Annotated in this window: 25 protein-coding genes and 1 pseudogene; 8 read left to right on the top strand and 18 right to left on the bottom strand. The window is 68.8% G+C overall.

Features of this window, described 5'->3' with window-relative positions:
• The first annotated feature begins 4 nt into the window (after nucleotides 1-4).
• Nucleotides 5-1,840 carry an acyl-CoA dehydrogenase gene (locus SK854_RS19440; protein ID WP_319976512.1) on the top strand — a complete coding sequence of 612 codons (1,836 nt, stop codon included), beginning with the start codon at nucleotides 5-7 and terminating at the stop codon, nucleotides 1,838-1,840.
• A gap of 71 nt (nucleotides 1,841-1,911) precedes the next feature.
• On the opposite strand, the pseudogene SK854_RS19435 reads toward SK854_RS19440, so the two are convergent.
• Nucleotides 1,912-2,940: pseudogene (locus SK854_RS19435) on the bottom strand (Cmx/CmrA family chloramphenicol efflux MFS transporter); the annotation flags it as partial.
• 171 nt (nucleotides 2,941-3,111) lie between these two features.
• Here SK854_RS19435 and SK854_RS19430 point away from each other — a divergent pair.
• The gene (locus SK854_RS19430) at nucleotides 3,112-3,558 is read left to right on the top strand and encodes a hypothetical protein (protein WP_319976510.1); all 447 of its coding nucleotides are present in this window, start codon (nucleotides 3,112-3,114) and stop codon (nucleotides 3,556-3,558) included.
• Here SK854_RS19430 and SK854_RS19425 read toward each other — a convergent pair.
• The 7 genes from SK854_RS19425 to SK854_RS19395 all read right to left on the bottom strand — a co-directional run bounded on the left by SK854_RS19425 (nucleotide 3,548) and on the right by SK854_RS19395 (nucleotide 10,518).
• Entirely contained in the window at nucleotides 3,548-4,339 is a 792-nt protein-coding gene (locus tag SK854_RS19425) for a DUF1206 domain-containing protein (RefSeq protein ID WP_319976509.1), read from the bottom strand. The two genes, SK854_RS19430 and SK854_RS19425, sit on opposite strands and share 11 nt — an antisense overlap.
• A gap of 47 nt (nucleotides 4,340-4,386) precedes the next feature.
• Complete coding sequence (locus tag SK854_RS19420) at nucleotides 4,387-6,171, bottom strand: VanW family protein (protein ID WP_406601801.1); 1,785 nt, start codon at nucleotides 6,169-6,171, stop codon at nucleotides 4,387-4,389.
• A 282-nt stretch (nucleotides 6,172-6,453) separates the two neighbouring features.
• A complete protein-coding gene (locus SK854_RS19415) occupies nucleotides 6,454-6,747 on the bottom strand; it encodes a GroES family chaperonin (protein ID WP_084401587.1) in 294 nt (97 codons plus the stop codon).
• Nucleotides 6,748-6,783: 36 nt separating this feature from the next.
• On the bottom strand, nucleotides 6,784-8,649 hold the full coding sequence (locus SK854_RS19410) for an NHL domain-containing thioredoxin family protein (RefSeq protein ID WP_319976507.1): 1,866 nt from the start codon (nucleotides 8,647-8,649) through the stop codon (nucleotides 6,784-6,786).
• Complete coding sequence (locus SK854_RS19405; protein ID WP_319976506.1) at nucleotides 8,649-9,071, bottom strand: DUF4259 domain-containing protein; 423 nt, start codon at nucleotides 9,069-9,071, stop codon at nucleotides 8,649-8,651. The genes SK854_RS19410 and SK854_RS19405 overlap by 1 nt, the downstream gene beginning before the upstream one ends.
• A gap of 9 nt (nucleotides 9,072-9,080) precedes the next feature.
• Complete coding sequence (locus SK854_RS19400) at nucleotides 9,081-9,980, bottom strand: pentapeptide repeat-containing protein (RefSeq protein WP_319976505.1); 900 nt, start codon at nucleotides 9,978-9,980, stop codon at nucleotides 9,081-9,083.
• Between the two features lie 22 nt (nucleotides 9,981-10,002).
• The gene (locus SK854_RS19395; RefSeq protein WP_319976504.1) at nucleotides 10,003-10,518 is read right to left on the bottom strand and encodes a hypothetical protein; all 516 of its coding nucleotides are present in this window, start codon (nucleotides 10,516-10,518) and stop codon (nucleotides 10,003-10,005) included.
• Between the two features lie 107 nt (nucleotides 10,519-10,625).
• Here SK854_RS19395 and SK854_RS19390 point away from each other — a divergent pair, with 107 nt between their 5' ends.
• A complete protein-coding gene (locus tag SK854_RS19390; RefSeq protein WP_319976503.1) occupies nucleotides 10,626-11,678 on the top strand; it encodes an NAD(P)-binding domain-containing protein in 1,053 nt (350 codons plus the stop codon).
• On the opposite strand, the gene SK854_RS19385 is transcribed toward SK854_RS19390, so the two are convergent.
• Both SK854_RS19385 and SK854_RS19380 read right to left on the bottom strand, forming a co-directional pair.
• Nucleotides 11,675-12,343 (bottom strand): dienelactone hydrolase family protein, encoded by a 669-nt coding sequence (locus tag SK854_RS19385; protein ID WP_319976502.1) that lies wholly within the window; start codon nucleotides 12,341-12,343, stop codon nucleotides 11,675-11,677. The genes SK854_RS19390 and SK854_RS19385 overlap by 4 nt on opposite strands.
• Before the next feature lie 25 nt (nucleotides 12,344-12,368).
• Complete coding sequence (locus SK854_RS19380) at nucleotides 12,369-13,286, bottom strand: SDR family oxidoreductase (RefSeq protein ID WP_319976501.1); 918 nt, start codon at nucleotides 13,284-13,286, stop codon at nucleotides 12,369-12,371.
• A gap of 97 nt (nucleotides 13,287-13,383) precedes the next feature.
• Between SK854_RS19380 and SK854_RS19375 the strand changes: the two genes are divergently transcribed.
• Together SK854_RS19375 and SK854_RS19370 are read left to right on the top strand one after the other, a co-directional pair.
• Nucleotides 13,384-14,046: a TetR/AcrR family transcriptional regulator gene (locus SK854_RS19375; RefSeq protein ID WP_319976500.1), complete on the top strand. Its 663-nt coding sequence runs from the start codon at nucleotides 13,384-13,386 to the stop codon at nucleotides 14,044-14,046.
• Between the two features lie 21 nt (nucleotides 14,047-14,067).
• Nucleotides 14,068-14,841 carry a Cof-type HAD-IIB family hydrolase gene (locus tag SK854_RS19370; RefSeq protein WP_319976499.1) on the top strand — a complete coding sequence of 258 codons (774 nt, stop codon included), beginning with the start codon at nucleotides 14,068-14,070 and terminating at the stop codon, nucleotides 14,839-14,841.
• Here SK854_RS19370 and SK854_RS19365 read toward each other — a convergent pair.
• The 5 genes from SK854_RS19365 to SK854_RS19345 all read right to left on the bottom strand — a co-directional run bounded on the left by SK854_RS19365 (nucleotide 14,838) and on the right by SK854_RS19345 (nucleotide 19,196).
• Nucleotides 14,838-15,182 carry an NYN domain-containing protein gene (locus SK854_RS19365; protein WP_093595428.1) on the bottom strand — a complete coding sequence of 115 codons (345 nt, stop codon included), beginning with the start codon at nucleotides 15,180-15,182 and terminating at the stop codon, nucleotides 14,838-14,840. The two genes, SK854_RS19370 and SK854_RS19365, sit on opposite strands and share 4 nt — an antisense overlap.
• A 14-nt stretch (nucleotides 15,183-15,196) precedes the next feature.
• Entirely contained in the window at nucleotides 15,197-16,567 is a 1,371-nt protein-coding gene (locus SK854_RS19360) for a S28 family serine protease (RefSeq protein WP_319976498.1), read from the bottom strand.
• A 52-nt stretch (nucleotides 16,568-16,619) separates the two neighbouring features.
• On the bottom strand, nucleotides 16,620-17,471 hold the full coding sequence (locus tag SK854_RS19355; protein ID WP_319976497.1) for an NAD(P)-dependent oxidoreductase: 852 nt from the start codon (nucleotides 17,469-17,471) through the stop codon (nucleotides 16,620-16,622).
• 225 nt (nucleotides 17,472-17,696) lie between these two features.
• On the bottom strand, nucleotides 17,697-17,843 hold the full coding sequence (locus tag SK854_RS19350; RefSeq protein WP_169746017.1) for a hypothetical protein: 147 nt from the start codon (nucleotides 17,841-17,843) through the stop codon (nucleotides 17,697-17,699).
• A 159-nt stretch (nucleotides 17,844-18,002) separates the two neighbouring features.
• A complete protein-coding gene (locus SK854_RS19345; protein ID WP_319976496.1) occupies nucleotides 18,003-19,196 on the bottom strand; it encodes an ATP-binding protein in 1,194 nt (397 codons plus the stop codon).
• Nucleotides 19,197-19,350: 154 nt separating this feature from the next.
• On the opposite strand from SK854_RS19345, the gene SK854_RS19340 reads away from it, so the two are divergent.
• The 3 genes from SK854_RS19340 to SK854_RS19330 all read left to right on the top strand — a co-directional run bounded on the left by SK854_RS19340 (nucleotide 19,351) and on the right by SK854_RS19330 (nucleotide 20,916).
• Nucleotides 19,351-19,965 (top strand): SIMPL domain-containing protein, encoded by a 615-nt coding sequence (locus SK854_RS19340; RefSeq protein ID WP_319976495.1) that lies wholly within the window; start codon nucleotides 19,351-19,353, stop codon nucleotides 19,963-19,965.
• Between the two features lie 2 nt (nucleotides 19,966-19,967).
• Entirely contained in the window at nucleotides 19,968-20,153 is a 186-nt protein-coding gene (locus tag SK854_RS19335) for a hypothetical protein (RefSeq protein WP_319976494.1), read from the top strand.
• Between the two features lie 82 nt (nucleotides 20,154-20,235).
• The gene (locus SK854_RS19330; RefSeq protein WP_319976493.1) at nucleotides 20,236-20,916 is read left to right on the top strand and encodes a S1 family peptidase; all 681 of its coding nucleotides are present in this window, start codon (nucleotides 20,236-20,238) and stop codon (nucleotides 20,914-20,916) included.
• Here SK854_RS19330 and SK854_RS19325 read toward each other — a convergent pair.
• The 3 genes from SK854_RS19325 to SK854_RS19315 form a co-directional block, all read right to left on the bottom strand.
• On the bottom strand, nucleotides 20,903-21,163 hold the full coding sequence (locus tag SK854_RS19325) for a hypothetical protein (protein WP_319976492.1): 261 nt from the start codon (nucleotides 21,161-21,163) through the stop codon (nucleotides 20,903-20,905). The genes SK854_RS19330 and SK854_RS19325 overlap by 14 nt on opposite strands.
• Nucleotides 21,164-21,234: 71 nt before the next feature.
• On the bottom strand, nucleotides 21,235-22,203 hold the full coding sequence (locus SK854_RS19320; RefSeq protein ID WP_319976491.1) for a serine hydrolase domain-containing protein: 969 nt from the start codon (nucleotides 22,201-22,203) through the stop codon (nucleotides 21,235-21,237).
• Complete coding sequence (locus SK854_RS19315; protein WP_319976490.1) at nucleotides 22,200-23,405, bottom strand: acetyl-CoA C-acetyltransferase; 1,206 nt, start codon at nucleotides 23,403-23,405, stop codon at nucleotides 22,200-22,202. Before SK854_RS19315 ends, SK854_RS19320 begins: the two co-directional genes overlap by 4 nt.
• Nucleotides 23,406-23,427 lie beyond the last annotated feature (22 nt).

Raw genomic sequence — 23,427 nt, 5'->3', positions numbered from 1 at the left:
CGAGATGGGCCACTACAAGAGCAACGTCCGGGATCTCGAGTTCAACCTGTTCGAGGTCTTCAACGTGCAGGACCACCTCGGCACGGGGCCGTTCGAGCAGTCCGACGAGGACACGGCGCGCAGCGTGCTGGCCGAGGTGAAGAACCTCGCGGAGGGTGTCCTGGGGGACTCCTTCGTCGACGCCGACCGCAACCCGCCGGTGTTCGACCCGGCGACGCACTCGGCAACCCTGCCGGAGTCGCTGAAGAAGTCGTACCAGGCGGTGTGGGACGGCGAGTGGTACCGCCTGTTCCTGCCGAACGAGCTGGGCGGCTTCGGCACCCCGCCATCGGTCACGTGGGCCGCGTCCGAGCTGCTGCTCGGGGCGAACCCGGCCGTCTACATGTACCTGGCGGGTCCGAGCTTCGCGACGGTCGTCTACAACAACGGCACCGAGCGCGACAAGCAGTGGGCCCAGCTGATGATCGACCGCGGCTGGGGCGCCACGATGGTGCTGACCGAGCCGGACGCCGGTTCCGACGTCGGCGCCGGCCGCACCAAGGCCTTCAAGCAGGAGGACGGCTCCTGGCACATCGACGGCGTGAAGCGCTTCATCACGTCCGCCGACCAGGACCTGACCGAGAACATCATGCACATGGTGCTCGCGCGTCCCGAGGGCGAAGGCGTCGAGGCGAAGCCGGGCACCAAGGGCCTGTCGCTCTTCCTGGTGCCGAAGTTCCACTTCGACCCGGAGTCCGGTGAGCTGGGCGAGCGCAACGGCGCCTTCGTCACCAACGTCGAGCACAAGATGGGCCTCAAGGCGTCCACCACGTGCGAGCTGACGTTCGGCCAGCACGGCGTTCCCGCCAAGGGCTGGCTGCTGGGCGAGGTGCACGACGGCATCGCGCAGATGTTCGACGTCATCGAGTACGCCCGCATGATGGTCGGCACCAAGGCCATCGCGACGCTGTCGACCGGCTACCTGAACGCGCTGTCCTACGCCAAGGAGCGCGTGCAGAGCGCCGACCTGACGCGCATGACGGACAAGACCGCTCCGCGCGTCACCATCACCAACCACCCGGACGTCCGCCGCAGCCTGATGCTGCAGAAGGCGTACGCCGAGGGCCTGCGCGCCGTGTACCTGTACACCGCGACGCAGCAGGACAAGGTGATGCTCGGCGGCGAGGACGCGAAGCTGGCGGCGAAGGTCAACGACCTGCTGCTGCCGATCGTCAAGGGCGTCGGTTCCGAGCGCGCGTACGAGCAGCTGGCGCAGTCGCTGCAGACCCTGGGCGGTTCGGGCTTCCTGCAGGAGTACCCGATCGAGCAGTACATCCGCGACGCCAAGATCGACTCGCTGTACGAGGGCACCACGGCCATCCAGTCGCTGGACTTCTTCTTCCGGAAGATCATCCGCGACAAGGGCCAGGCGCTCACGTTCATCAACGGCGAGATCCAGAAGTTCCTCGACAACGAGGGCGGCAACGGTCGCCTGAAGGAGGAGCGGGCGCTGCTCAAGCAGGGTCTCGAAGACCTGCAGGGCATGCTCGGCGCGCTGGTCGGGTTCCTGACCACCTCGCAGGAGGACGTCCGCAACCTCTACAAGGTCGGCCAGAACTCGGTCCGCCTGCTGATGACGGCGGGCGACGTCCTCGTCGGCTGGCTGCTGCTGCGCCAGGCCGAGGTCGCGCTGGAGAAGCTCGGTGGCACGCCGTCCGCCAAGGACAAGGCGTTCTACGAGGGCAAGATCGCGGTGGCGTCGTTCTTCGCGAAGACCGTGCTGCCGGAGCTCACCTCGCGCCGCAAGATCGCCGAGCAGACCGACAACGCGCTGATGGACATCGACGAGAGCGCTTTCTGAGCGTCTCGAGGACGACGGGTCCGCGCATCCCCTGCCCGGGGTGCGCGGACCCGTTTTTCATTGCCTCACAAGAGAACCGGACCGATGGCGGCGCCAATGTTGAACGCAGCGGTCGCGTAGGAACCGGCCATCGTGGGCGCCCCCGTCGCGTGGTGCAGCACGCGAGCGATCAACGTGCTGCCGACCGCGAACGACAGCACGCCGAGCACGAAGACCAGTGCCGGCAACACGAGCGGTTCCCTGCCGAGCACGTCGAGACTCACCCAGCCGGCGAGCGTCAACGGCCCGCCGAACGCCACGACAGGCCGTGGCGAGGTGTCGGCGAACCTGCCACCGATCGCGACGCCGAGGAACGAGCCGACGCCGAACAGCATCAGCACGACCGGCACCCACCACTCGCTGAGCCCGGCGACGTCCGTCACCACCGGGGCGAGGAACGTGAAGTGGCCGAACGTCACCGCGTTCACGAGGATCGCGAGCGCGATGACCAACGCCAGTCGTGGCTTCAGGAGTTCGGTGAGTTCGGGACGCAACGCGGGCGGCACGACACGCTCCCGGTGCGCCGGAATCCCTTGCAGGACACCGATCGCAGCCGGCACGCAGAGCACGGCGACCGCGAGGAACGTGGCACGCCAGCCGAGCACGGCGCCGAGCAACGCCCCTCCCGGCACACCGGCGATGGTGGCCACCGTCGTGCCAGACAGCAGCACGGCGAGCGCCCGCCCACGTCGTTGCGGCGGTACGAGCGCGGTGGCCGTTGTCAGTGCCACGGCGAGAAATCCGGCGTTCGCGAGTGCGGCGAGCACCCTGGACACCAGCAACACCGTGAAACTCGTCGTGACGGCGCCGGCCACGTGCGCGACCAGGAACACGACGACGAACCCGAACAGGCTCAGGCGTGGCGACCAGGAACGGGCGAGCACCGCCATCAGCGGCGCACCGACGGCCATGCCCCCGGCGAACGCGGAGGTGAGCAGGCCGGCGGTGCCGACGGACACGTCGAAGTCGACGGCGATGGCGGGCAAGAGCCCGGAGAGCATGAACTCGGAGGTGCCCATGGCGAACACGGCCAGGGCAAGCAGGTACAGCGAAAAGGGCACGGAGGAGCTCCGAGGGACGAAGGGTTTTCGGGGCTGACGGCTACACCGCAGACCCGACCCTGGATGCCTCAGGACTCGACATGACCGGCACGCTAGCGCGATCAACTCACCAGACGCAGCTTGATTTCGTTGTCAGTTGACAGTCCCTCGTTCGGAATCAAAGATTGGCCGGTGTTCCTGTACCTGCTGATGGTGTGCGCGATCGCCGGCCTCGCGGCGCTGGCGACGATCGTCCTGCGACGCCTGAAGAACCGGCAGGCGCGCCAGGACGAGCTGTGGTTCGGGTACCGGCGGCACATGAACGAGCTGCGCGACGCGTCGCCAGGAGCTGAACTGGCGAGCGTCGCGCAGGTGTACCAACGAGCGGGGAGCGGCACCAAGGCCGTGATCGTGTGGCAGCGAACCGGCGTCGAGCAGGACTCCTGGTTCGAGGGGATGAACCCGGATCCCGGTGATCTCCTGCTGCTGCGGGGAAGTCCCGGCTGGGGACCGGACAACGCCAGCCCCAACGTCTTCTACGTGGCGGCGGGGCAGGTCCTGGCGTCGATGACGGTGGAGGCGCAGACAGCCGCGGCCCGGCATCGGCACTGGATCGCGGCCACCGGCGTCACTCCTTGATCGCCCGCGCGGCGGCGAAGCAGTAGAGGCCGAACGCGGCGATACCGATCGCCACGGCGGACAGCAGGAACGTGCCGTAGGGCTGTGCTGCCAACGTCTTCAGCGCCTTGTCCATGCCACCGGACTGCTGGGGATCCGCGTTGACGGCGGCGAGTCCGACGAGGACACCGATCACGCCGTACGCGGTGCCCTTGCCGATCCAGCCGATCCTGCCGACCGGCTCGATCCACTTCGGAGCCCGGCCCATGTCGAGGTCCTTCTCGAAGGACTTCTTGATGCCCTTGTAGATGATCACGCCGGCGATCGAGAGGATGCCGATCGCCACAGCACCGACGATGAGCTGACCGCCGGGCCAGGAGAGCACCTGAGCCGTGAGTTCTTGCTGCTGCTGGTTCTGGTCGCCGCCGCTACCGGAGCCCGTCGCGTACTTGAAGGCACCCAGGGCGATACCGGTCGCCGTGATGGCGCGGGCAGCGGAGCCGATGCGCTTGGAGATGCGCTTCCGCTTCTTGCCGATGTAGGTGTACCCGACGAAGGCGAGAAGCAGCTGCCACAGCGCGAAGCACACGAGTCCGATGCCGAGCGTCCACAGCAACCACGCGCCGCCCTGCGCGATGTCGCTCACCGCGCCTTTCGAGTCGGCCTGTTCGGAGTCACCGAACGCGACCTGGATCGCGAGCCACGCCACCAGGACGTGCACGACCCCGTACAGCACCATCCCCGCGCGTCCGAGCGTCTGGACGACGGGGTGTCTTCTCGCCTCTTGCGCAACAGTGGCCACGAAGGAGTGAATACCCCCGCGTGGCCACCGTGAACCTGAATGTTTGCTCAGCCGCCGGGCGGAGGCTCGCAGATGATCTTGAACTGCGGGTCGTAGCGGACGGTGCGCGACTCGTTGCGGGACTGGCCGGTGCGGCGGTCCTTGATCGTGCGGGTGTCCGTCACCGAGAAGCCGGGGGCGCCGTTGCTCGGCGCGCAGCCGGCCTTGTTGACCTTCTTCTCCTGCGGCTGGGTGGGGTTGAAGTCGCCGCTGGTGGAGCCGGTGACGTCGTAGTTCTTGGTGCCCCAGAGCACGATCTTGATCGAGGAGCCCGTCCAGACCGTCTGGATGGCGACGCCCGTGTCGTCCGGGTTCGTGAACGCGATGTCGATCAGGCTGTTGCCCGCGTTGTCCATGAACACGGTGGCCTCGCGGCCCTTCGGGTACCGCGTGATCCAGTAGCTGTGCTCCTTGTGGCCCGCGTCCTTCATGCCCGCGTAGTAGTACGCGTTGTAGAGCGTGGTCGCGAACTGCGAGATGCCGCCACCGACCGCCGTGCCGGGGATGCCGTTCTCGATGATGCCCGCCTCGACGTAGCCCTGCGCGGTACCGCGGGGGCCGGTGTACTTGTTGAGGCTGAACGTCTCCTTGGGCTTCACGATCGCGCCGTTGACCTTCTCGGCGACGACCCTGATGTTGACGCCCGAGGCGGGAGCGAAGCCACCGGTCTGGAACTCGCCGATGACCTCCTTGATGCCCATCTTGTTCGCCTGCTCGGTGGTGACCTTCGCGGGCGTGTGCTTGTACTCGAACTTGATCTCGCGCGCGTCCGTCTTCTTCAGCGTGTCGAAGTAGGGCTGGAGGTTCTTGTCCCAGTCGAGGTCGAGGCCGTCCACCGACGGCTTGACCGTCGGCTTGCCGCCCTCGAAGACGATCTCGGCGTCCTTGCCCTCCTTGACCGTGTCCTTGAGCTGCGGCGCGGTCACCTCGGCGAGCTTGTCCTTGTTGGGCGTGACGTTCAGCGCGCCGCCGTCACCGGGAGCGAAGGCCAGCGTGGCCCCGATCTGCTCCGGCGAGAGCGTCGCGTCCTTGCCCTCGCCCTTGATGACGACGGGACCGGAGACCGCGGTCTTGACGACGTCGTTGAGCGCCTTCTCGACGCCCTCCTTGGTCGTCTTGACCGGGGTGAAGTCCATCGGGACCTCGACCGGGTTCCCGGACGCCCAGTTCGAGACCACTGCGCCGGCCGCGTCCTCGACCTTGAGCTTCTGGCCGTCGTGCGGGTCGACGGCGACGGGCTTGGCACCCTCGAACTTGATGGTGCCCTCGATCGGATCGTGGTCGAGCTTGGGGCGCAGGGCCTCCAGCGCGCCGGAGACCTTCGCGTCGTCCGCCTTCGTCGCGACACCGACCTCGCGGCTGGTGAAGAACGAGGTGACGCGCGTGATCGGGCTGAGCGGCTGGCTGCCCGCACGGTCGATCGTGCCGTTCCAGTCGAGCTCCAGACCCGCGGTCTTGGGGTCGAGCTCGGCGGTGACATCGCCGGCCTTGAGCGCGACGGGCTTGTCGAGGCGCGGGCCGATCTCGTCGCGCAGCTTCTTCTCGGCGTCGGCGTGGCTCATGCCGCCGACGTCGACGCCCGCCACCGTCACGCCGCGCGGCACGTTGCCGCTGGAGACGAGAATGTCGAGGCCGTAGAGCAGGCCGAAGGCGCCGACCACGGCCGCGGCCACGATGACCGCTCGCTTCCGGTTGAACTTCGGCTGGGCCTCGTCCTCGCCGGGCTCGATCATCACCGGCCCGTAGACACCGGAGTCCTCCGGCCGCGGTTCCGGCGGCAGCACCGGCTTCATGTACTCGGTGGCGTCCTCGCTGGCCGGGAACCCGACACCGGGCACGGCAGCGGTGACGGTCGGCTCGCTCGGGTCCGGCTCCTCGGACGGCCACGCCTCGGTCGAGGCGTCCACCCGGACCGGAGTGATCTTGGTCGTCTGCTCGGAGGAGGTGCCGCCGGGACCCACCGGAGGCATCGCTCTCGTCTTGTCAGCGTCGTACGGCACAGCTCTCCCCGTCGCCCTGTCTCTCCTGAGGTGGCAAATGTGTGCAGCTATCAGGCGTCGATCACAACCGGCGGCTCATAGATACAGACCAGTACCGTGCTCGGTGAGCTCCGTCGCAACCGCGTGCAGATCGCGTTCCCTCATCACGAGATACGTGGTGCCGTGCACCTCGACCTCAAGCTGATCTTCCGGGTTGAACATCACCCGGTCGCCGACCTTCACGTGGCGCACGCTGGTACCGACTCCGAACACATCACCCCACGCCAACCGCTTCGCCATCTGGGCCGTAGCGGGGATCACGATGCCTCCGCTGGAACGCCGCTCGCCGTCCTCCGGCGAGATGCGGACCATGACACGGTCGTACAGCATCTGGATCTCGAGCTTGACATCAGGCACCCGCAGAGTCTACGTGGCTTGCGAAGGCTCCTCGTCCATGCCGCCCATGAGCAACGGCAACCTGGTAGGTGCATCGGCAACCACTCGAACCGGCACCCCCCAGTCCTGCCTGGTCAGGCGACAGACCGGGTGTTCGTCGGCAGGATCGTCACTGCAACTGGCGGCCTGCGCTACGACGTGCAAAACGCCGTTCGTGACCTGATCGTTGATCCGCAACGCGCGTACCAGTTCCGTGCCGACGCCCGCGCCTTCCAGGATCAGCTCCGGCGGTGAGCTGGTGATCTCCAGACGAGTGGACGGTCCGTACCTTTCGTCCAGTTTCGTCCCGGTCGGCGGGGTGAAGACGACCGCGAGCTCGAACGCGCCCGGCCCGATGTCGCTCGACGGGCGCTTCACCTCGTGGGCCGCGCCGTCGATCTTCGTCGCGGCCGCCGCGAACCGTTCGAGCCGATGCGCCGCACTCGCGACGACCACGAGCTCGTCGTCGATGATCAGCGCGTCGGACGGCTCGGCGATGTCCGTGGCGATGGTGGTGAGGGTGTTCGTCTCGGGGTCGAAGCGCCTGATGGCGTTGTTGTAGGTGTCGCTGATGGCGACCGAGTGGTCTCTCAGGACCGTGACGCCCAGCGGGTGCTGCAGAAGCGCCTCGTCCGCGTCGCCGTCCTTGTGGCCGAACGCGAACAGCCCCTTGCCGATGACCGTGTGCACCTCGCCGTTCTCGAGATAGCGCAGCGCGCTCGTCTCGGAGTCGACCATCCACAACCGGTCGCCGTCCGCCGCGAGCCCGGACGTCTGCGCGAAGAAAGCTTGGTTCGCCGCGCCGTCGTTGATGCCTTCGACCGTCGTGCCGGCGAGCCTTTCGACGGTGTTCCGGGCGGGGTCGAAGAAGCTCAGCGTGTGGTTGCCGGCCATGGCGATGGCGACGCCGCCGTTCCACCAGGCGACGTCCCACGGGCTGGTCAGCTCGATCTTGTCGGCGGGCCCGTCCGTCTCGCCGTCACGCCACTGCTCGCCGGTGCCCGCGAGGGTCGTGACCTCGCCGGTTTCCAGGTTGAGGCCCCGGAGGAGGTGGTTGACCGTGTCCGCGATGACGACGTCGTAGCCGTGGGTGTTCGGGACCTCGGTGAGGCCCGCGGGCTCGGAGAAGGTGGGCGAGGTGCCGTCCTGGTGGCCGCGTTCGCCGGTGCCGATGCGGCGGATGACGGTCTCGCCGTCCGCTTCGAGCTCCACGATGCTGTGGTGGGCGGAGTCGCTGACGAGGATCGTGTTGCGCGGCGTGACGATGGCCTTCGCCGGGAACCGCAGCGTGGTGTTCGCCGGCTCCGGCGCCTGGTACGGACCTTCGCCGCGATGCAGCGTGCCCTTCTCGTCGTGCTCGTCGATCAGCTCTTTGATGATGGTCCTGAGAGCTTCGACGTGCCCCTCACCAGCGGCGACGTGCACCACGTAGCCCTCGGGATCGACCAGCGTGAGCGTCGGCCACGCCTTGACCGCGTAGTGCTGCCAGGTCGTGAGCTCCGGGTCGTCCAGGACCGGGTGATGCACCTCGTACCGCTCGACGGCGGCCTTGAGCGCCTCGTGGTCGGCCTCGTGGACGAACTTCGGGGAGTGCACGCCGATGGTGACGAGGACGTCCTCGAACTCCTTCTCGAGGGGGCGAAGCTCGTCCAGGACGTGCAGGCAGTTGATGCAGCAGAAGGTCCAGAAGTCGAGCAGCACGATCTTGCCGCGCAGGTCCTTGAGGCTGATCTGCTCGCCGCCGGTGTTCAGCCAGCCCCGTCCTACCAGCTCAGGGGCACGGACACGGGCACGGCGCTTCACAGTCGTCACGGCCGTATCCAACACTGTGGACGGTGGGGGTGTTCCGACGTCCATCAGGTGAGAAGGACGGCTTTGAGGTCGGCGACGCTCTGCCGCCACTGCGGGCCGTGCTCGGTGTCGTCCCACAGTTCCGGGAGCTCAGAATCCGCTGCCAGGACGCGGTCCAGGGCCCGCACGGCGAGGGGTCGCAGGTCGGGTGAGAAGACCGGCAGCGGCTCGTCGGGGCCGTACGCCGTGGTGATCGGCGTTCCGCCCGGACACTGTGCGGCGATCAGCGCGGCCGAGGCCAGGGCCTCGCACGCCTCATCGCTGTCGAGGTACTCGTCGGCCTCGATCGTGCGGGTCAGCGTGGTGCGGATGATGTTCTCGCGCTCGGCCTCCGGTGCCTCGTCGAGCGAACCGGAGAAGTCCGCGGCGGTGTCGTTGTCGAAATGACCGATGTCCCAGGTGCCCATGGCGGCGATCTTGGCAGGCACCCCTGACAATCACGGGAGCTTCAGTCCCGGCTTCTCGCCGTCGTCGAACACCGGCGCCGCCGTGATCACCGCTTCCGACAGGTCCACCTCACCGCCGGCGAACCGGGCTCCGCGGAACGACACCTCGCCGCTGTTGAACTCCGCACCCTCGAACCTCACGCGGCCACCGGCGAATTGCGCGCCGTGGAACGTGACGCGTGCGCCGGCGAAGGTCGCGCCGCCGAACCACACCTCGCCGCCACTCACCTTCATGCCGTCGAACGACACCCAGCCGCCGGGGAAGCGCGCCAGGCTGAGCACCAGGTTGCCGCCGGTCATGTGGATTCCGGCGAAGTCCGCGGCGCGCAGCACTGCCCTGGTGAGGTGGAAGTCGTGGCCCTGCCAGCTCGTCGGGGCGTCGTCGCGGAGGTGGGCGGCGATGACGCTGGTGATCGAGAGGCGGACCTCGGTCTCCTCGTCGTGGTCCCATTCCGAGTCCAGCGACGGCTCGTACGGGATGCGGAGGTACGCGCACAGGACGTCGATGCACGTCTGGCGTTGCGCGGTCCACTCGTCTGCCAGCGATGCCATGGCGTAGAGGCCGGCCAGGCGGACTGTGGGCTTGTCGTGGCCGATCTGGTTGCAGGCGGTGGCGAAGCGTTCGTTGAGGACCTTGGCGTGTTCGCGTTTCTCGGCGGACTCGCCCACGCGTTGCTTGCGGTAGGCCACCACCAGCGCGACCACACCGCCCACGCCGGCGACCACCGACAGCGCGATCTTGATGATGTCGACTCGGGTGTTCACCGCGGTCGGCATGCTCAGGGCCAGCCACAGGAGGGTGGCGGCCACCGCGAAGACCGCCAGGCCGATCAGCACCACCGTGCCGATGTGCGTCCGGATCGACCAGAGTTCGCGATCAGCCTTCGCCACGGCGCGAGCGTAGTGGCGGAGATCAGGTGCCGGCGTCGTAACGGAAGATCACGTCGGGCGCCACGTCTCCCCAGTGGACGACGACGCTGGTCTGCCCGGCCTTGGTGTGCCGCATCGTCAGCGTGAGCGGGGACCAGGTGCCGCCTGCTGCTGTGGTGCCGGTGGCGGTGCAGGCGATGTCGCGGCCGCCCTCGCACGTCCATCCTTCGCCGCCGACGGTCAGGTCGCCCTCGCCGTCCATGTCCTCGACGACAAACCTGATCCGGGCGTCCGACTGCGGTGTGCTGCCGGTGTTGCGGGCTGTCAGGGTGAAGTCGATGGGCTGCACGCGGTAGACGAATCCCATCTGCTCCGGGGAGTTCTGCCACTCGCGGACGCCGTTGACCTCCGTCGTGATCTCGAACGGTTCCTGCCCGGGTGGCGTCGGCGGCATGGAGGACTCGCTCGTGGGCTCGGGGGATGGAGTGGGTTGAGGCGCGGCCTGGGAGGCGCAGGAGGCCAGCAGCAAAGCCAGTGCCGGCACCGCGATGAACCTCATCGGTTCAGCCTATCCGCGTGCCGGGTGTCCGGCAGGCGGGAAGGTTGGCCAGAACTCGCCGGTAGCGGTCATCATGGAGGCAGACCGCCCGTCTGAACCTTTTCGCCGTGCTCGGCGTAGAGGACGCCGGGAGGTGCGTGATGGTGGAGTACCTGGTGATCGGTGCGGGTCCGGCGGGCTTGCAGATGGGGCGCTTTCTACACCGTGCAGGCCGCGACTACCTGATCGTCGAGGCGGGGCCGGAGCCGGCGAGCTTCTTCCGGACGTTCCCGCGGCATCGTGTTCTCTCGACGGACGACAACTCGCTGTTCGAAGGCGTGCCGTTCGCGCGCTACAGCAAGCGGTCCTTCCCCAACGCGGACGACCTGGTGCGGTACCTGGAGGACTTCGCGCGGCCGTTGAACGTCCGCTACAACACGCCGGTCCGCGACGCCGGGCAGTACAACGCGCGGCACGTCATCGTCGCCACCGGCAAGAAGCCCTGTCTGCCCAGCATTCCCGGCGTCGAGCACGCGGAGACGTACGCGACGGCCAGCACCGATCCGACCGAGTACGCGGGGAAGCGGGTGCTGATCATCGGACGTGGGCACAGCGCGTTCGAGACGGCGGACAACATCGCGTCCACGGCACGGGTGACGCACACCGTCGGGCGGACGGTGCAGCGGGTCGTCAAGGAGGGCAACGAGTTCGTCGCGACGATCGACGGCACCGGCGAGCTGCGGTACGACAGGGTGATCGTGTGCACCGGGTTCCGCAGGGACACGACGCTGGACGCGCCCGAGGCGCACGTGCTCACCGGCGACTCGATCAAGGCGATCCGGCACGCGGCCAGGGCGTTGCACCGGACGCTGGAGGCCGAGCACCACGGGGTGCCGTGGCCGCATCGCCGCTTGCGCAACCGGCCGGACGCGCTCGCCGCCACCATCGCGACGAGGGCCGGCGAGATTCCGGACGGGCTGGCGGATGTCGTTGTGACGCAAGGACAGCACGCGTTGCTCTACGACGAGATGCCGACGGCCGAACGCAACGGGTTCGTCGTCACGAGCACACAGGTGAGGCACTACCGGCGCAACGAGCTGATCGCGGTCGAACGCCGGTTGCACCGCAAGCCGCTGGAGAGGTTCTTCTCGCAGCAGCTCGCGGTGCCGTGCATCGCCTAGGCGGGAAGCGTGCGCGTGAGGAACTTCACGGACTGGTCCCAGGCGCGGTCGGCGGCGTCCTTGTCGTACCAGGGGCCGAGGTGGTTGAGGAACGCGTGACCCGCGGCCTCCAGGTGGATCTCGGCGCCCTCGTGCGACGGCACCGCGTCCGCGACCTTCTGGTAGCCGGTGATGAACGCGTCCTCGGTGCCGAAGATGAACTGGATCGGGCAGGACACCTGGTCCAGCGCGCCGATCTGGTCCGGCACGCCCGAGCCGTAGAACGACACGGCGGTGTCCGGGCCGTCGGCGACGGCCGCCGAGTAGGCCAGGGTGCCGCCGAGGCAGAAGCCGAACACGCCGACGCCGCCGGTGACCTCGGGCAGGCCGCGCAGGTACTCGACCGACGCGACGACGTCCTGCACGGCGAGCGGGAAGTCGAGGTTGCCGACGACCTCCATCGACTTCGCGATGCCGGCCTCGTCGTGCTCGCCCACCCAACCCGGCTGGAAGCGGTGGAACAACTCGGGCACGGCCACGACGTAGCCGAGCGCGGCGAGCTTCTCGGCAACACCGCGCAGGTACCCGTCCAGGCCGAAGATCTCCTGGATCAGCACGATGCCGGGGCCGGAACCGGACTCCGGGAGCCAAACCGGCAACGGCATGTCGTCAACTCGATGGGTCATGCTTCGATCTTGCCCGAACGTGGGGTCACCGGCCCACGACCTCCACCGACGTCCCGGTGAGGCGTTCGGCCTCGGTCCACAGGCGTGCGGCGAGCGCCTTGTCCCTGGCGGGCCGCGGCAGCGAGGCGGGCCTGGTCGGACCGACGAGCGCCCAGCGCGGGCCGTAGTAGCCGCCGGGGACCACGCCGGGGTCGGCCGCCGCGTACAGCAGCGGCTCGGAGCCCTGCTCGACGCCCTGCGAGGGCAGGACCTTGTACCCCACCGACTCGACGAGGCCGGGCCGTCCACCGTTCAGATGCGGACCGGAGGTCATCAGGTTGGTGCGGGTGTAGCCGGGATGCGCGGCGACCGACAGCAGCGGCCATCCCCGCTCCTGCGCGAGGTCCGCCAGGCGCACCGTCAGCAGCAGGTCGGCCAGCTTGGAGTGGGAGTAGGCCAGCATCGGGCTGTACCGGCGGCGCGACTGCAGGTCGTCGAAGTCGATCTTCCCCCGGAACGCGGCTCCGCTGCTCATCGTGGCGACCCTGGGCGCGGGAGCGACCAGCAGCAACGGCAGGAGCCGGACGGTCAGCGCGAACGGGCCGAGGAAGTTGCTGGCCAGCTGGAGCTCGAAGCCGTCGGCGGTCTCGGTGCGAGCGGGCACGTTCATCACGCCGGCGTTGTTCACCAGCACGTCCAACGGCTTGCCCTCGGCGATCAGGGCGTCGGCGAACACGCGCACCGACCCCTGGTCCGCCAGGTCGAGCCGGCGGACCTCGACCTGGGCGCCGGGGTGCGCGGCGAGGATCTCCGCCTTCGCCTGCTCGCCCTTGGCCTCCGTGCGCACCGCGAGCAAGACGTCGGCCCCGGCTCCCGCCAGTCGCTTGGCCGTCTCCTTGCCCGTGCCGCTGTTCGCGCCGGTCACGACGATGCGCTTACCTCGCTGGTCAGGAACCTGGTACACGACGAACACCCCTTAAGTACTGTCGGTCTCTTATTCCTCCAACATAACGGACCGTCGGTATCTTAGTAAAGTACCGCTGGTCTGTAATATGCGTGACATGAGCTTCCAGCGGGCGCGCACGGACGAGCAGCGCAGCGAACGGCGGCGGCAGATCCTCGCCGCCGCGGCCGCGATGCTCACCGAGATGCCGGTCGCCGACCTGACCCTCACCGCGCTCAGCCGCCGGGTCTGTCTGGCCAAGGCCAACGTCCTGCGCTACTTCGAGTCGCGGGAGGCCGTGCTGCTGGCGCTGCTGGAAGCGGAGGTCGCGGACTGGATCGCGGAACTGGAGTCCGCGGCGTTCCCCGGCGGCGGCACCGTCCGGGAACGCGGAGACCGGCTGGCAGATCTGCTGGCCACCTCACTGGTGCGCCGCCCCGCGCTGTGCGACCTGGTCAGTGCCCAGTCCACCGTGCTGGAGCACAACATCTCCGCCGAGACCGCGCTCCAGCACAAGCGCGCCGTCCACGGGTACCTCGAGACGCTCGTCCGGTTCGCCGGAACGCACCTCCCCGAACTGGGCCACGAGGACGCCGCCGCCCTGATGCAGACGGTCATGCTGGTCGCGGTCGCCGCCTGGCCGGCCAGCCGCCCCCCTCAGGCGGTCCTCGACGCCTACGCCGCCGATCCGGCCCTGGACGTGATGTGCGTCGACTTCACCGACGTCGTGCGCCGTGCCGTCGAGGTGACGGCTTCGGGGCTTCTCGCCCGCAATCAGTAGTCCCTGCCCGATAATCGGCCGATGATCAGGTTGATCGCGACCGACCTCGACGGCACGCTGCTGCAACCGGGCGGAGTGCTGAGCGACCGCACCCGCGCCACGCTCCACGCCGTCGGCGCGGACGTCGTGGTCGTCACGGCGCGGCCGCCGCGGTTCGTGCAGGACCTGGAACTGACCGGCACGGCGATCTGCTCCAACGGCGCGATGATCTACGACCTGACGAACCGCGAGGTCACGCACGCGCAGACGGTGCCGCTGGACGTCGTGCGGAAGGTGTCGGAGGCGTTGGCCGAGGTGATCCCGAACGTCGGCATCGCGGTCGAGACCGGGCTGGAAGTGTTGTCAGAGCCTGGTTTCCAGGGGTTCGGGCCGAAGAATCCACACAGGACACTGGAGTTGCTCGCCCACGTCTTCGAGGAGGCGCACCAGGTCGTGCAGATGCTCGCCTGGGCGCCGGACGCCGAGGCCGACCACATGATGGAGATCGCCAGAGAGGCCGTCGGGCAGCACGTCACGGTCACGCACTCGGGCGGGCTCGGGTTGCTGGAGATCAGCCCGCCGGGTGTCTCGAAGGCGGCCACGCTCGAATCCCTGTGCAACACAAGGGGAATCGGCAAACACGAGGTCATCGCGTTCGGCGACATGCCCAACGACCTGTCGGTGCTGGGCTGGGCCGGCACGGCGTACGCGATGGGCAACGCGCACCCGCTCGTGAAGCAGGCCTGCGCCAACCACGCGCCGCCGAACACCGAGGACGGCGTCGCGCAGGTCCTCGAACAGCTCTTCAGGCTCTAGCGGCGCGGCACCGAGGTGGGTCCCGCCACCCCGGCGCCCAGCGCCATCACCCGCTGCCGCAACGCGCGGTCAGCGGTCACCACCGTCACGACTCGTCCGGCACCTTCGGCCCGCACGACCTCGACGATCGTGTCGTCGCCCTCGCCGGGAGCGGAGACCACCCGGACGTCGTCGACGGAAGAAACGTTGCGCGCCTTGCCTTCCACGACCAGGACGACCTCCTCGTCGCGGCCGCGCAGGGCGTCGCGGAGGCGTTCGGCCGCGCCCGCTCTGTCGCGCCACCACCCGTCCGGGACCGATCCCACGACGTTGGCTGCATCGACCACGAGCAACGGCTTCACGTCCTCAGGGTGCCTCAGCCCCGGCGTGCCCGCAGTGCGTCCAGCGAGTCCGGGCCCTCGTCCACGGCAAGTGCCGCAACGGGAGCGGCGGAGACTCCGGCCCAGCGCAGCACGGCCGCCGTCGCGGCAGCGCGTTCCTTCTCGGGCAGCTTGGCGATGTTCGAGCCGTGGTTGCCACCGGGAACCGTGAACGACAGCGAGTCGCGCGTGCCCCGCCCGAGACGGAACGGTTCCGCGCTCCACGGGTCGTTCTGGCCGTTGACGAACAGCAGCCGCGAGCCCTGGTAGCGCACCCACGAGTCCACGTCGCGCATCGCCGACCGGTCGAAACGCGGGAACCTGATGTCCGGCGACACCATCGAGCGCGGCACCGAGGAACCGGGGTGGCGCAACAGGTCGCGCACCGCCGACTCGTCCGCTTCCGGCCAGCCGAGCTGCGTGCCCGCCTGGTAGTAGTACGCCGTGTAGGGCGCGACGCCCGCGTCGTTGTAGAAGTCCCAGCCGACGGTCTTGTCGATGAACGTCCAGAGGTCGTCCACCGAGGCGCCCGCGCCGGGAACCAGCGCGCACTGCTCCTGGGTGCCGTACTGCCAGAACGTGAACGGCGTGTCCAGCACCAGGATCTCCAGCGCCTTGTGCGCGCTGCCGAACTGCTCGTACGTGTAGCCCTTGGCTTCCAGCCGCGACACGATCTCGTCGCGGTGTTGCAGGACCTGCCGCTGCACGCCTTCGAGGCGACGGTTGCACGTCGGGTCGTTGCCTACCTTGCGAATGAACTCGCCGTAGATGTCGCGGTCGTTCACCACGTCGTTCGGCGCCACGTACGCGATGGTCGCGTCGACGTCGCGCGGGAAGAACCGGCGGTGGTAGATCGACGTCATCCCGCCCTTGCTGGCACCGGTGGAGAGCCAGCGAGCGCCGTAGATCTTCTTGAACGCGGCGACGATCCGGTGGTGGTCGTTGGCGGCCTGCCAGATGTTCAGGTCGTCCCAGTCCGCCGGCGTGGGCCGCGAGGGCGTGAAGAACCGCTGCTCGACGCTGATCTGGTTGCCGTCGACGAGCCGGGCGGGCTCGGACGGGCTGATCGTGCCGGGCAGGTTGTAGCCGGTGGTGTGCAGCACCATCGGCTTCGACTCGGCCTTGTGCAGCAACGAGAAGCGCTGCTCGAACCTCGTGCCGCGCGGCCTGCGGTGGTCCGCGGGCTGCTGGATGCCGAGGACGAACGTCCGCGCGGCGCCGGACGTCCCCTCGCTGATGATCCGCACGCCGGGGATGGCGGCGATGCGGTCCTTGATGTCGGTGGCGGCGGACACGACCGCCGCGGTGGCCACGACCTGCGCGGATGCCAGGCCGAACGCCAGCAGGGAGCGTGCGAGTCTGTTCACCAGGCCAAGCTATTGAGCCCGCACGCCCCGCCGGACCGGCCGATCGTCGGGCTTATTCGTAGCTGGCGTAGTAGGACGCGGCCATGTCCTCGTCGCCGTGCCCCTTGGTGACAGCGCGGTTCAGCCGCGCACTCGACGCCTGTGCGACGTCGAGGTGCACGTTGGCGCGCACCGCGGCCTCGTTCACCAGCAACGCGTCCTTCAGCGCGTTCTGCACGGTGAACGCGGGCGGGAAGGACCGCTCGATGATCGCGTTGCCCTTCATCTGCAGGTACGCGCAGTCCATCGCTCCACCGGACACGGCGTCGAGGAACAGCTTCGGGTCGATCCCGGACGCCTCGGCCAGCGACACGGCCTCGCCGACCGCCGCGGTCAGCGCGAGCACCCAGCTGTTCGCGACGAGCTTGAGCTTCGACGACGCACCGGCTTCGCCGACCCACATCGTGCGTGCGCCGATCACGTCGAACACGGGCTGCACGCGCTCGCGCAGCTCCTCGGCGCCGGACGCGAGCACGACGAGCTTGCCTTCGGCGGCGGGCTTCGTGCTGCCGAGCACCGGCGCGTCCACGAACTCCAGCCCGAGCGAACGAGCGAGTGCGATGTGGTCCTCGGTGAACGCGATGCCGACCGTGGACGCCTGGATCCACACGGCGTCGTGCGGCAGGGACTCGGCGGCGGCCTGGATGGCCGCGGTGACCGTGGCGCCGTCGTTGAGCACCGTCAGCACGATCTCCGTGCCCTCGACTGCGGCGGCGGGGGAGTCGGCGACGGTGGCGCCCTGCGCGGCGAGCGGTTCGGCCTTGGCTCGCGTGCGGTTCCAGACCCGGACCTCATGTCCGGCCGCGGCGAGGTTGGCTGCGATGGGGGCACCCATGAGGCCGGTGCCGAGCACGGCGATCTTCATGTCCCCCAGCAAACAAGAAACCCCGCGGTGCTGCCAGGTCGGGGGTCCGACAGCACCGCGGGGTCAACAGTGACATCGGCGGACCGACGTGCGCTGTTACAACGCCATCATACTGTGGCGTGGATCACGTTTAACAGAATGAAACCCCTGGAGCGCGGGAGGTGCTCCAGGGGTTCCCGTAGGGAGGCACTCGCGACGGGGCGCCGTGCGAGTGCCGGGTCGTGGTCAGCGGAGGGTGGTGACCTGAGCCTGGGCGATGGCCATCAGCTCGTGACGCATGGACGGGGTGGTCGCCATGTCGATCGCGCGAGCCACGGCCTTCCGGTTACGCGCCTCGGCACGACGGGCGCGGAGCTTCGCTGCGAAGTTCATCTGGGTCTGCACTTCCCTCTGTGAGGTCTGTTTGGTTGGTAACCCAAGTATGCACCTGCACGCGCGTGAAAGCACGCGATTATCCGGTGAGTTGGGGCACATGCCGATGAATCATCGGCAGACAACGTGAACAGCCGGACAACGTCGGGGTGCGCCAGGTCACTCCTCGCGGCCGAGCAGGAACCGTCCGAAGTGCGGCACGGTGAAGGCGATCTGACCCCGTTCCGCGCTGTAGACCAGGCCTTTCTTGATGAGCGAGTCCCGCGCGGGCGACAGCGACGAGGGCTTGCGCTTCAGGTGGTCGGCCACCTGGGCGGTGTTGACGCCCGCATCTTTTCCGTCGGTCAACTCGGCCATCGACCGGAGATACTCGCGTTCAGCGGGCGTCGCACGCTCGTATCGGGAGCCGAAGAAGCCCACAGCCAGCTCCGCGTCGGCCTCCGGGGCGGCCACGGAGACGTCCGTCGCGGTGATCGGGTCTGCCGGGGCGGCGTCCCAGGCGGCCTTGCCGTAGGCCTGGATGAAGTACGGGTAGCCGCCGGACGCGTCGAACAACGCGTCGAGCGCCTCGTCCGTGATGCCCGCGTCCTCCCGTTCGACCGGGGCCAGCACCGCGCGGTCGGCGTCCTCCCGGCTGAGCCGGTCGATGCGGACGTAGCGGAAGAGGCGTTCCGAGTACGACTTGCTCGCGGACAGGACCGCCGGCAGGTGCGGCAGGCCGGCGCCCACGACCACCAGCGGCGCGCCGATCTGCGAAAGCTCGTGACACGCCGCGCACAACGCGCTGATGTCGTCCGGCTTGAGGTCCTGCATCTCGTCGATGAGCAGTGCGACGCCCGTGCCGACGTCCTGCGCGAGTTCGGCGACGTCGGTGAACAGCTCGACCAGGTCGATCTCGATGTCACCGGAGTCCGCACGGCCGGACGACGCCGGGACGTCGATGCCTGGCTGCCAGCGGTCGCGCAGCTTGGCGCCGTCCGGGGCCGCCCTCAGCGCGAACGCCTTGAGAATCCCGAGGATCGCCTCGACCCGGTCCGGCGCGCGGTGCCGGACCGCGAGATCGCGGATCGCCCGGTGCAGCGCGGCCGACAGGGGCCTGCGGAGATCCGCGTCGGGCCTGGCCTCGATCTTGCCCGCGCCCCAGCCGCGTTTGACGGCCATCGACCGCAGCTCGCCGAGCAGCACGGTCTTGCCGACGCCCCGCAGCCCCGTCAGCACGAGGCTGCGCTCGGGACGGCCGCGGGCCACTCGTTCGAGCACCACCTCGAACGCGCCGACCTCTTTGTCCCGGCCGGCGAGCTCAGGAGGCCGCTGGCCTGCACCGGGGGCGAACGGATTGCGCACCGGGTCCATGGCTCGCACCGTATCCGCGTTTCTAGCGACGCCTCTAGAGACGCGCAGACGAACCTCGAAGTGGGGCCGGATGCCGCTGTATACCTTTATCTAGTGATTGAGCAATAGACGCTGATAGTTGCGGATGAACCCCGGTGCCGGTTGGCTGCGTCACGTGGCTGAAGTCGTGACAAAGGGGACCGGCGAGGTCGAGCGGACCGCCGACCGCGCTCAGGTGGACGTGACGTTCGAGGCGCTCGGCGCCGAACGCTCCGAGGCGGTGAGCACGCTCAACCAGCGCATTTCCGCCATCGAGCCGCTGCTCACGGAGTTCGAGGTGCGATCGCGGCAGCTGTCCGCGCACGACAACTGGGACAACAACCAGCGCGTCGGCAGCCGCGCGTCGCAGCAGTACGTGATCTGGGTGAAAGACCTGGACCGCCTCGACGGGCTGCTGGCCGAACTCGTGCAGGCGGAGCCGTCCTGGATCAACGGCCCGTCGTGGACGCTCGTCGACGACACCGAGGCCATCCGTGAGGCGCAACGAGAAGCAGTGGCGGACGCGCTGCGCCGTGCCGAGGGCTACGCGTCGGCACTGGGGCGGCGGCTCGGGCCGTTGCTGCGCATCGGCGACACGGAGGGCGGCGCGCACTACCAGCCGCGGATGATGAGCGGCGCCGCGTCGTTCGACATGGCGGGGCCCGCCGGGATGGTCGACCAGCTGAACCTGAAGGCGCAGCAGATCACCGTCTCGGCTTCGTGCACCGCCGCCTGGTCGCTGCTGGACTGACGATGCCGACAGGACTGCTTCTGGGCATCGTCGGCGTGACGGTGCTCTTCCTGATCATCTTCACTGGCCTGGTCCTGGCCGGCCGCCGAGTGCGGCGCGGGCGCGGGGAAGGGCGCTACCAGTACCGCGCCAAGCCGAACGGCACCTACGACAACTCGTCCTCGTGTGCGGCGGCCGGCAGCGGGTGACGCGGTAGTCCTGAGGTCTGACGCGCGGATCATGCCGCGGCGTGATCCGCGCTGACGGCGTCCGCACCTAGCGTTCTGCTCCATGCGGAACTTGTTGATCGGCATGGTCGTCGGGGCGGCCGCGATGGCTTCCATCGCGCCGGCGCACGCGATCATCGGCGGGGAGACGGCGGCCGGGAAGCACACGTGGATCGCCGATCTGGGGCACGACGACAACGGGCACGGCTGCGGTGGCGGTCTGGTCGCCTCGCGGTGGGTCGTGACGGCCGAACACTGCCTGGGCACGGTCGCGGTGGGCACGCCGATCCGGATCGGTTCGCACGACCGGCTGGAGGGCGGCACCGTCGTCGCCGTCGAGAGCGTGCACAAGGGCGACTACGGCGACATCGGCCTGGTCAAGCTGAAGAACCCCGTGGCAGAGGCGCCGCTGACCGTCGGACCGATGCCGGTGTCCGGGCCGATCCGGTTGCTGGGCTGGGGCATGGACGCGCAGTCGTCGCCGACGTCACCGCGTGAGTTGAAGCAGCTCGACACCGAGGTGCTCGGCCAGTGCGGCGGGGACGACGAGATCTGCGTGAAGCAGACCGTCGACGCCGCCGCGTGCCACGGTGACTCGGGCACGCCCGCGGTCGTCGACGGCAAGGTCGTCGCGGTGACGAGCCGTGGTCCCATCGGGCCGTGCGGCGGCGAAGGCTGGACCGTCTACACCGCCGTGGCGCCGCATCAGGCGTGGATCGACAGCACGATCGCTAGTGGCCGTTGAGTGATTCCATCGTGTTGTGCACCGCAACGGCGTCGCGGTCGCCCGGACGGGCCTTGAGCCAGTTCTTGAGCCACTTGACGCGGCGTTTGGCGGCCGCTGCCAGCGTCAGCATGATGTAGGCGCGGCGCTCCCACTCTCGCGCCGACCGCATCGCGTCGGCGGCCGGTCTCCACTCGTCGCGAAGGGTGCCGACGAGTGCGCGCGCCAGCACCGGATCTTTCTCGGGATCGACCTGCAGGTCCGGCATTCCCCCACCCCCAGTGTCGCAGCGACGCGACACTGTGAGTGTGCATGAAGGACCGTCCGGTTCGGCAAGCCTTACTCGGCCGCGTACCGCCAGAAGTCGCGCATGATCGCGGTCGGGGTGGGACTCGTCATGGCCGTGCGGGTGAGCAGGATCGTGATCGCGTCCTGGGCCGGGACGACGTGCGCGGCCGTGCCGGAACCGCCGACCCAGCCGTAACGGCCGGGCGAGTTCCACGGGTCGATCTCGGCGATGTCGACGCTGCCGCCGATGCCCCAGCCCTGGCCCTCCAGGAAGATGCGCGCGGCCTCGCGTTCCTGCTCGGACGTCGTGTCGGTCGCCAGCCACGGCAGCAGGTCGCTGGTCAGCAGGAAGCGGAAGAAGGCCAGCAGGTCGTCCACAGTGGACTGCATGCCGCCCGCGCCGGACGGGAAGGTGTCGCTGATGAACCCGGTGTTCGTCATGCGGAGCGGCTCGTAGAAGCGGTCGGCCAGGTAGCCGGGCAGTGAGCCCGTGACGCGGTCGACGAGGACGCTGAGCACGTCGTATCCGGTGTTGTAGAGCCATCCGTCGCCGGGCTGGTGCAGCAGCGGCACCTGGGCGAGGCGCTTGAGCCACCCGTCCGGGGACGGCAGGTCGGCGTGGCCGTGCAGATGCGCCTCTTCGAAGAGCTTGGCGGTGGCGGGCAACGAGAAGTCCGCGGTGAAGCCCCAGCCCGAACGGGACGTCAGCAGGTGCCGGACGGTGATCGGCCCGGTTGCCGGGACGACGTCGGTGATCTCGCTGGCCGGCGTGCGGACGACCAGCGGGTTCGCCAGTTCCGGCAGCCAGTGCGCGATCGGGTCGTCGAGCCCGATCCTGCCGTCCCGCACCAGGAGCGCCGCCGCCGTGGCGACGATCGGCTTGCTGACCGAGGCGATCGGGAAGACCGCCTCGCGGGACTCTCCGACCGCCGCGAACTCGACGGCGTCGCCTCGGGCGATGACGGCGACCGAGGCCGGAACGGTGTCGCGGTGGGACTCGAGCAGCGTCTGCAGCGTCACCGTTCCAAGATAGCCGTGATGCCCTGACCGCCGGCGGCGCAAATGGACACGAACCCGCGCCCACTTCCCTTCTGGTGCAACAACTTCGCCAAGGTCGCCACGATTCGGGCACCAGTGGCGGCGAACGGGTGGCCTGCCGCGAGCGACGAGCCGTTGACGTTCAGCTTGGACCTGTCGATCTCGCCGAGTTCCTTCTCCCAGGCCTTCAGCGTGGCGAGCACCTGCGACGCGAACGCCTCGTGCACCTCGTAGAAGTCGAAGTCCTGCAGCGTGAGGCCCGCCTTGTCGAGCATGCGCGGTGCGGCGTGCACGGGTGCCATGAGCAGGCCCTCGTCGCCGTGCACGTAGTCGACGGCGGCGGTCTCGGCGAACGTCAGGTAGGCGAGGACCGGAAGCTTGCGTTCAGCCGCCCACTCCTCGGTCGCGAGCAGGACCGCGGAGGCGCCGTCGGAGAGCGGGGTCGAGTTGCCCGCGGTCATCGTGTCGCCGAAGACCGGCTTGAGCTTGGCGAGCTTCTCGGCGCTGCTGTCCGGACGGAGGTTCTGGTCGCGGGTCAGGCCCAAGTACGGGGTGACCAGGTCGTCGAAGAAGCCCTCGTCGTAGGCGCGCGCGAGGTTCTGGTGGCTGCGCGCGGTGAGGTCGTCCTGGTCCTCGCGCGTGATGCCGTACTCGGCGGCGGTGATGGCCGCGTGCTCGCCCATGGACATTCCGGTGCGCGGTTCGCCGTTGCGGGGCAGGTGCGGGACGACGTGGCTGGGACGCAGCTTCGTCAGCAGGCTGACCTTGCGGGTGCGGTTGAACTCCAGCAGGAGCTTGCGGAAGTTCTCGTTCACACCGATCGGCGCGTCGCTGGTCGTGTCGACGCCGCCCGCGATACCCGCCTCGATCTGGCCGAGCGCGATCTTGTTCGCGACCGCGATGATCGCTTGCAGGCCGGTGCCGCACGCCTGCTGGAGGTCGTACGCGGGCGTTTCGGGACTGAGTTTGCTGCCGAGGACCGACTCGCGGACGAGGTTGAAGTCGCGCGAGTGCTTCAGCACGGCGCCGGCGACCACCTCGCCCAGGCGTACGCCCTGCAGACCGAAGCGGCTGACCAGGCCGTCCAGCACCGTCGTGAACATGTCCTGGTTCGACGCGGTGGCGTACGGGCCGTTCGAGCGGGCGAACGGGATGCGGTTGCCGCCGATGATCGCTACTCGCATGCCGCCATACTACCTACTAGCG

This window comes from Lentzea sokolovensis (assembly GCF_033949975.1).
In the GTDB taxonomy this organism is placed as follows: Bacteria; Actinomycetota; Actinomycetes; order Mycobacteriales; family Pseudonocardiaceae; genus Lentzea; species Lentzea sokolovensis.
The sequence above is the reverse complement of the archived record's forward strand: the minus strand, read 5'-3'. Positions and strand labels throughout refer to the sequence as shown.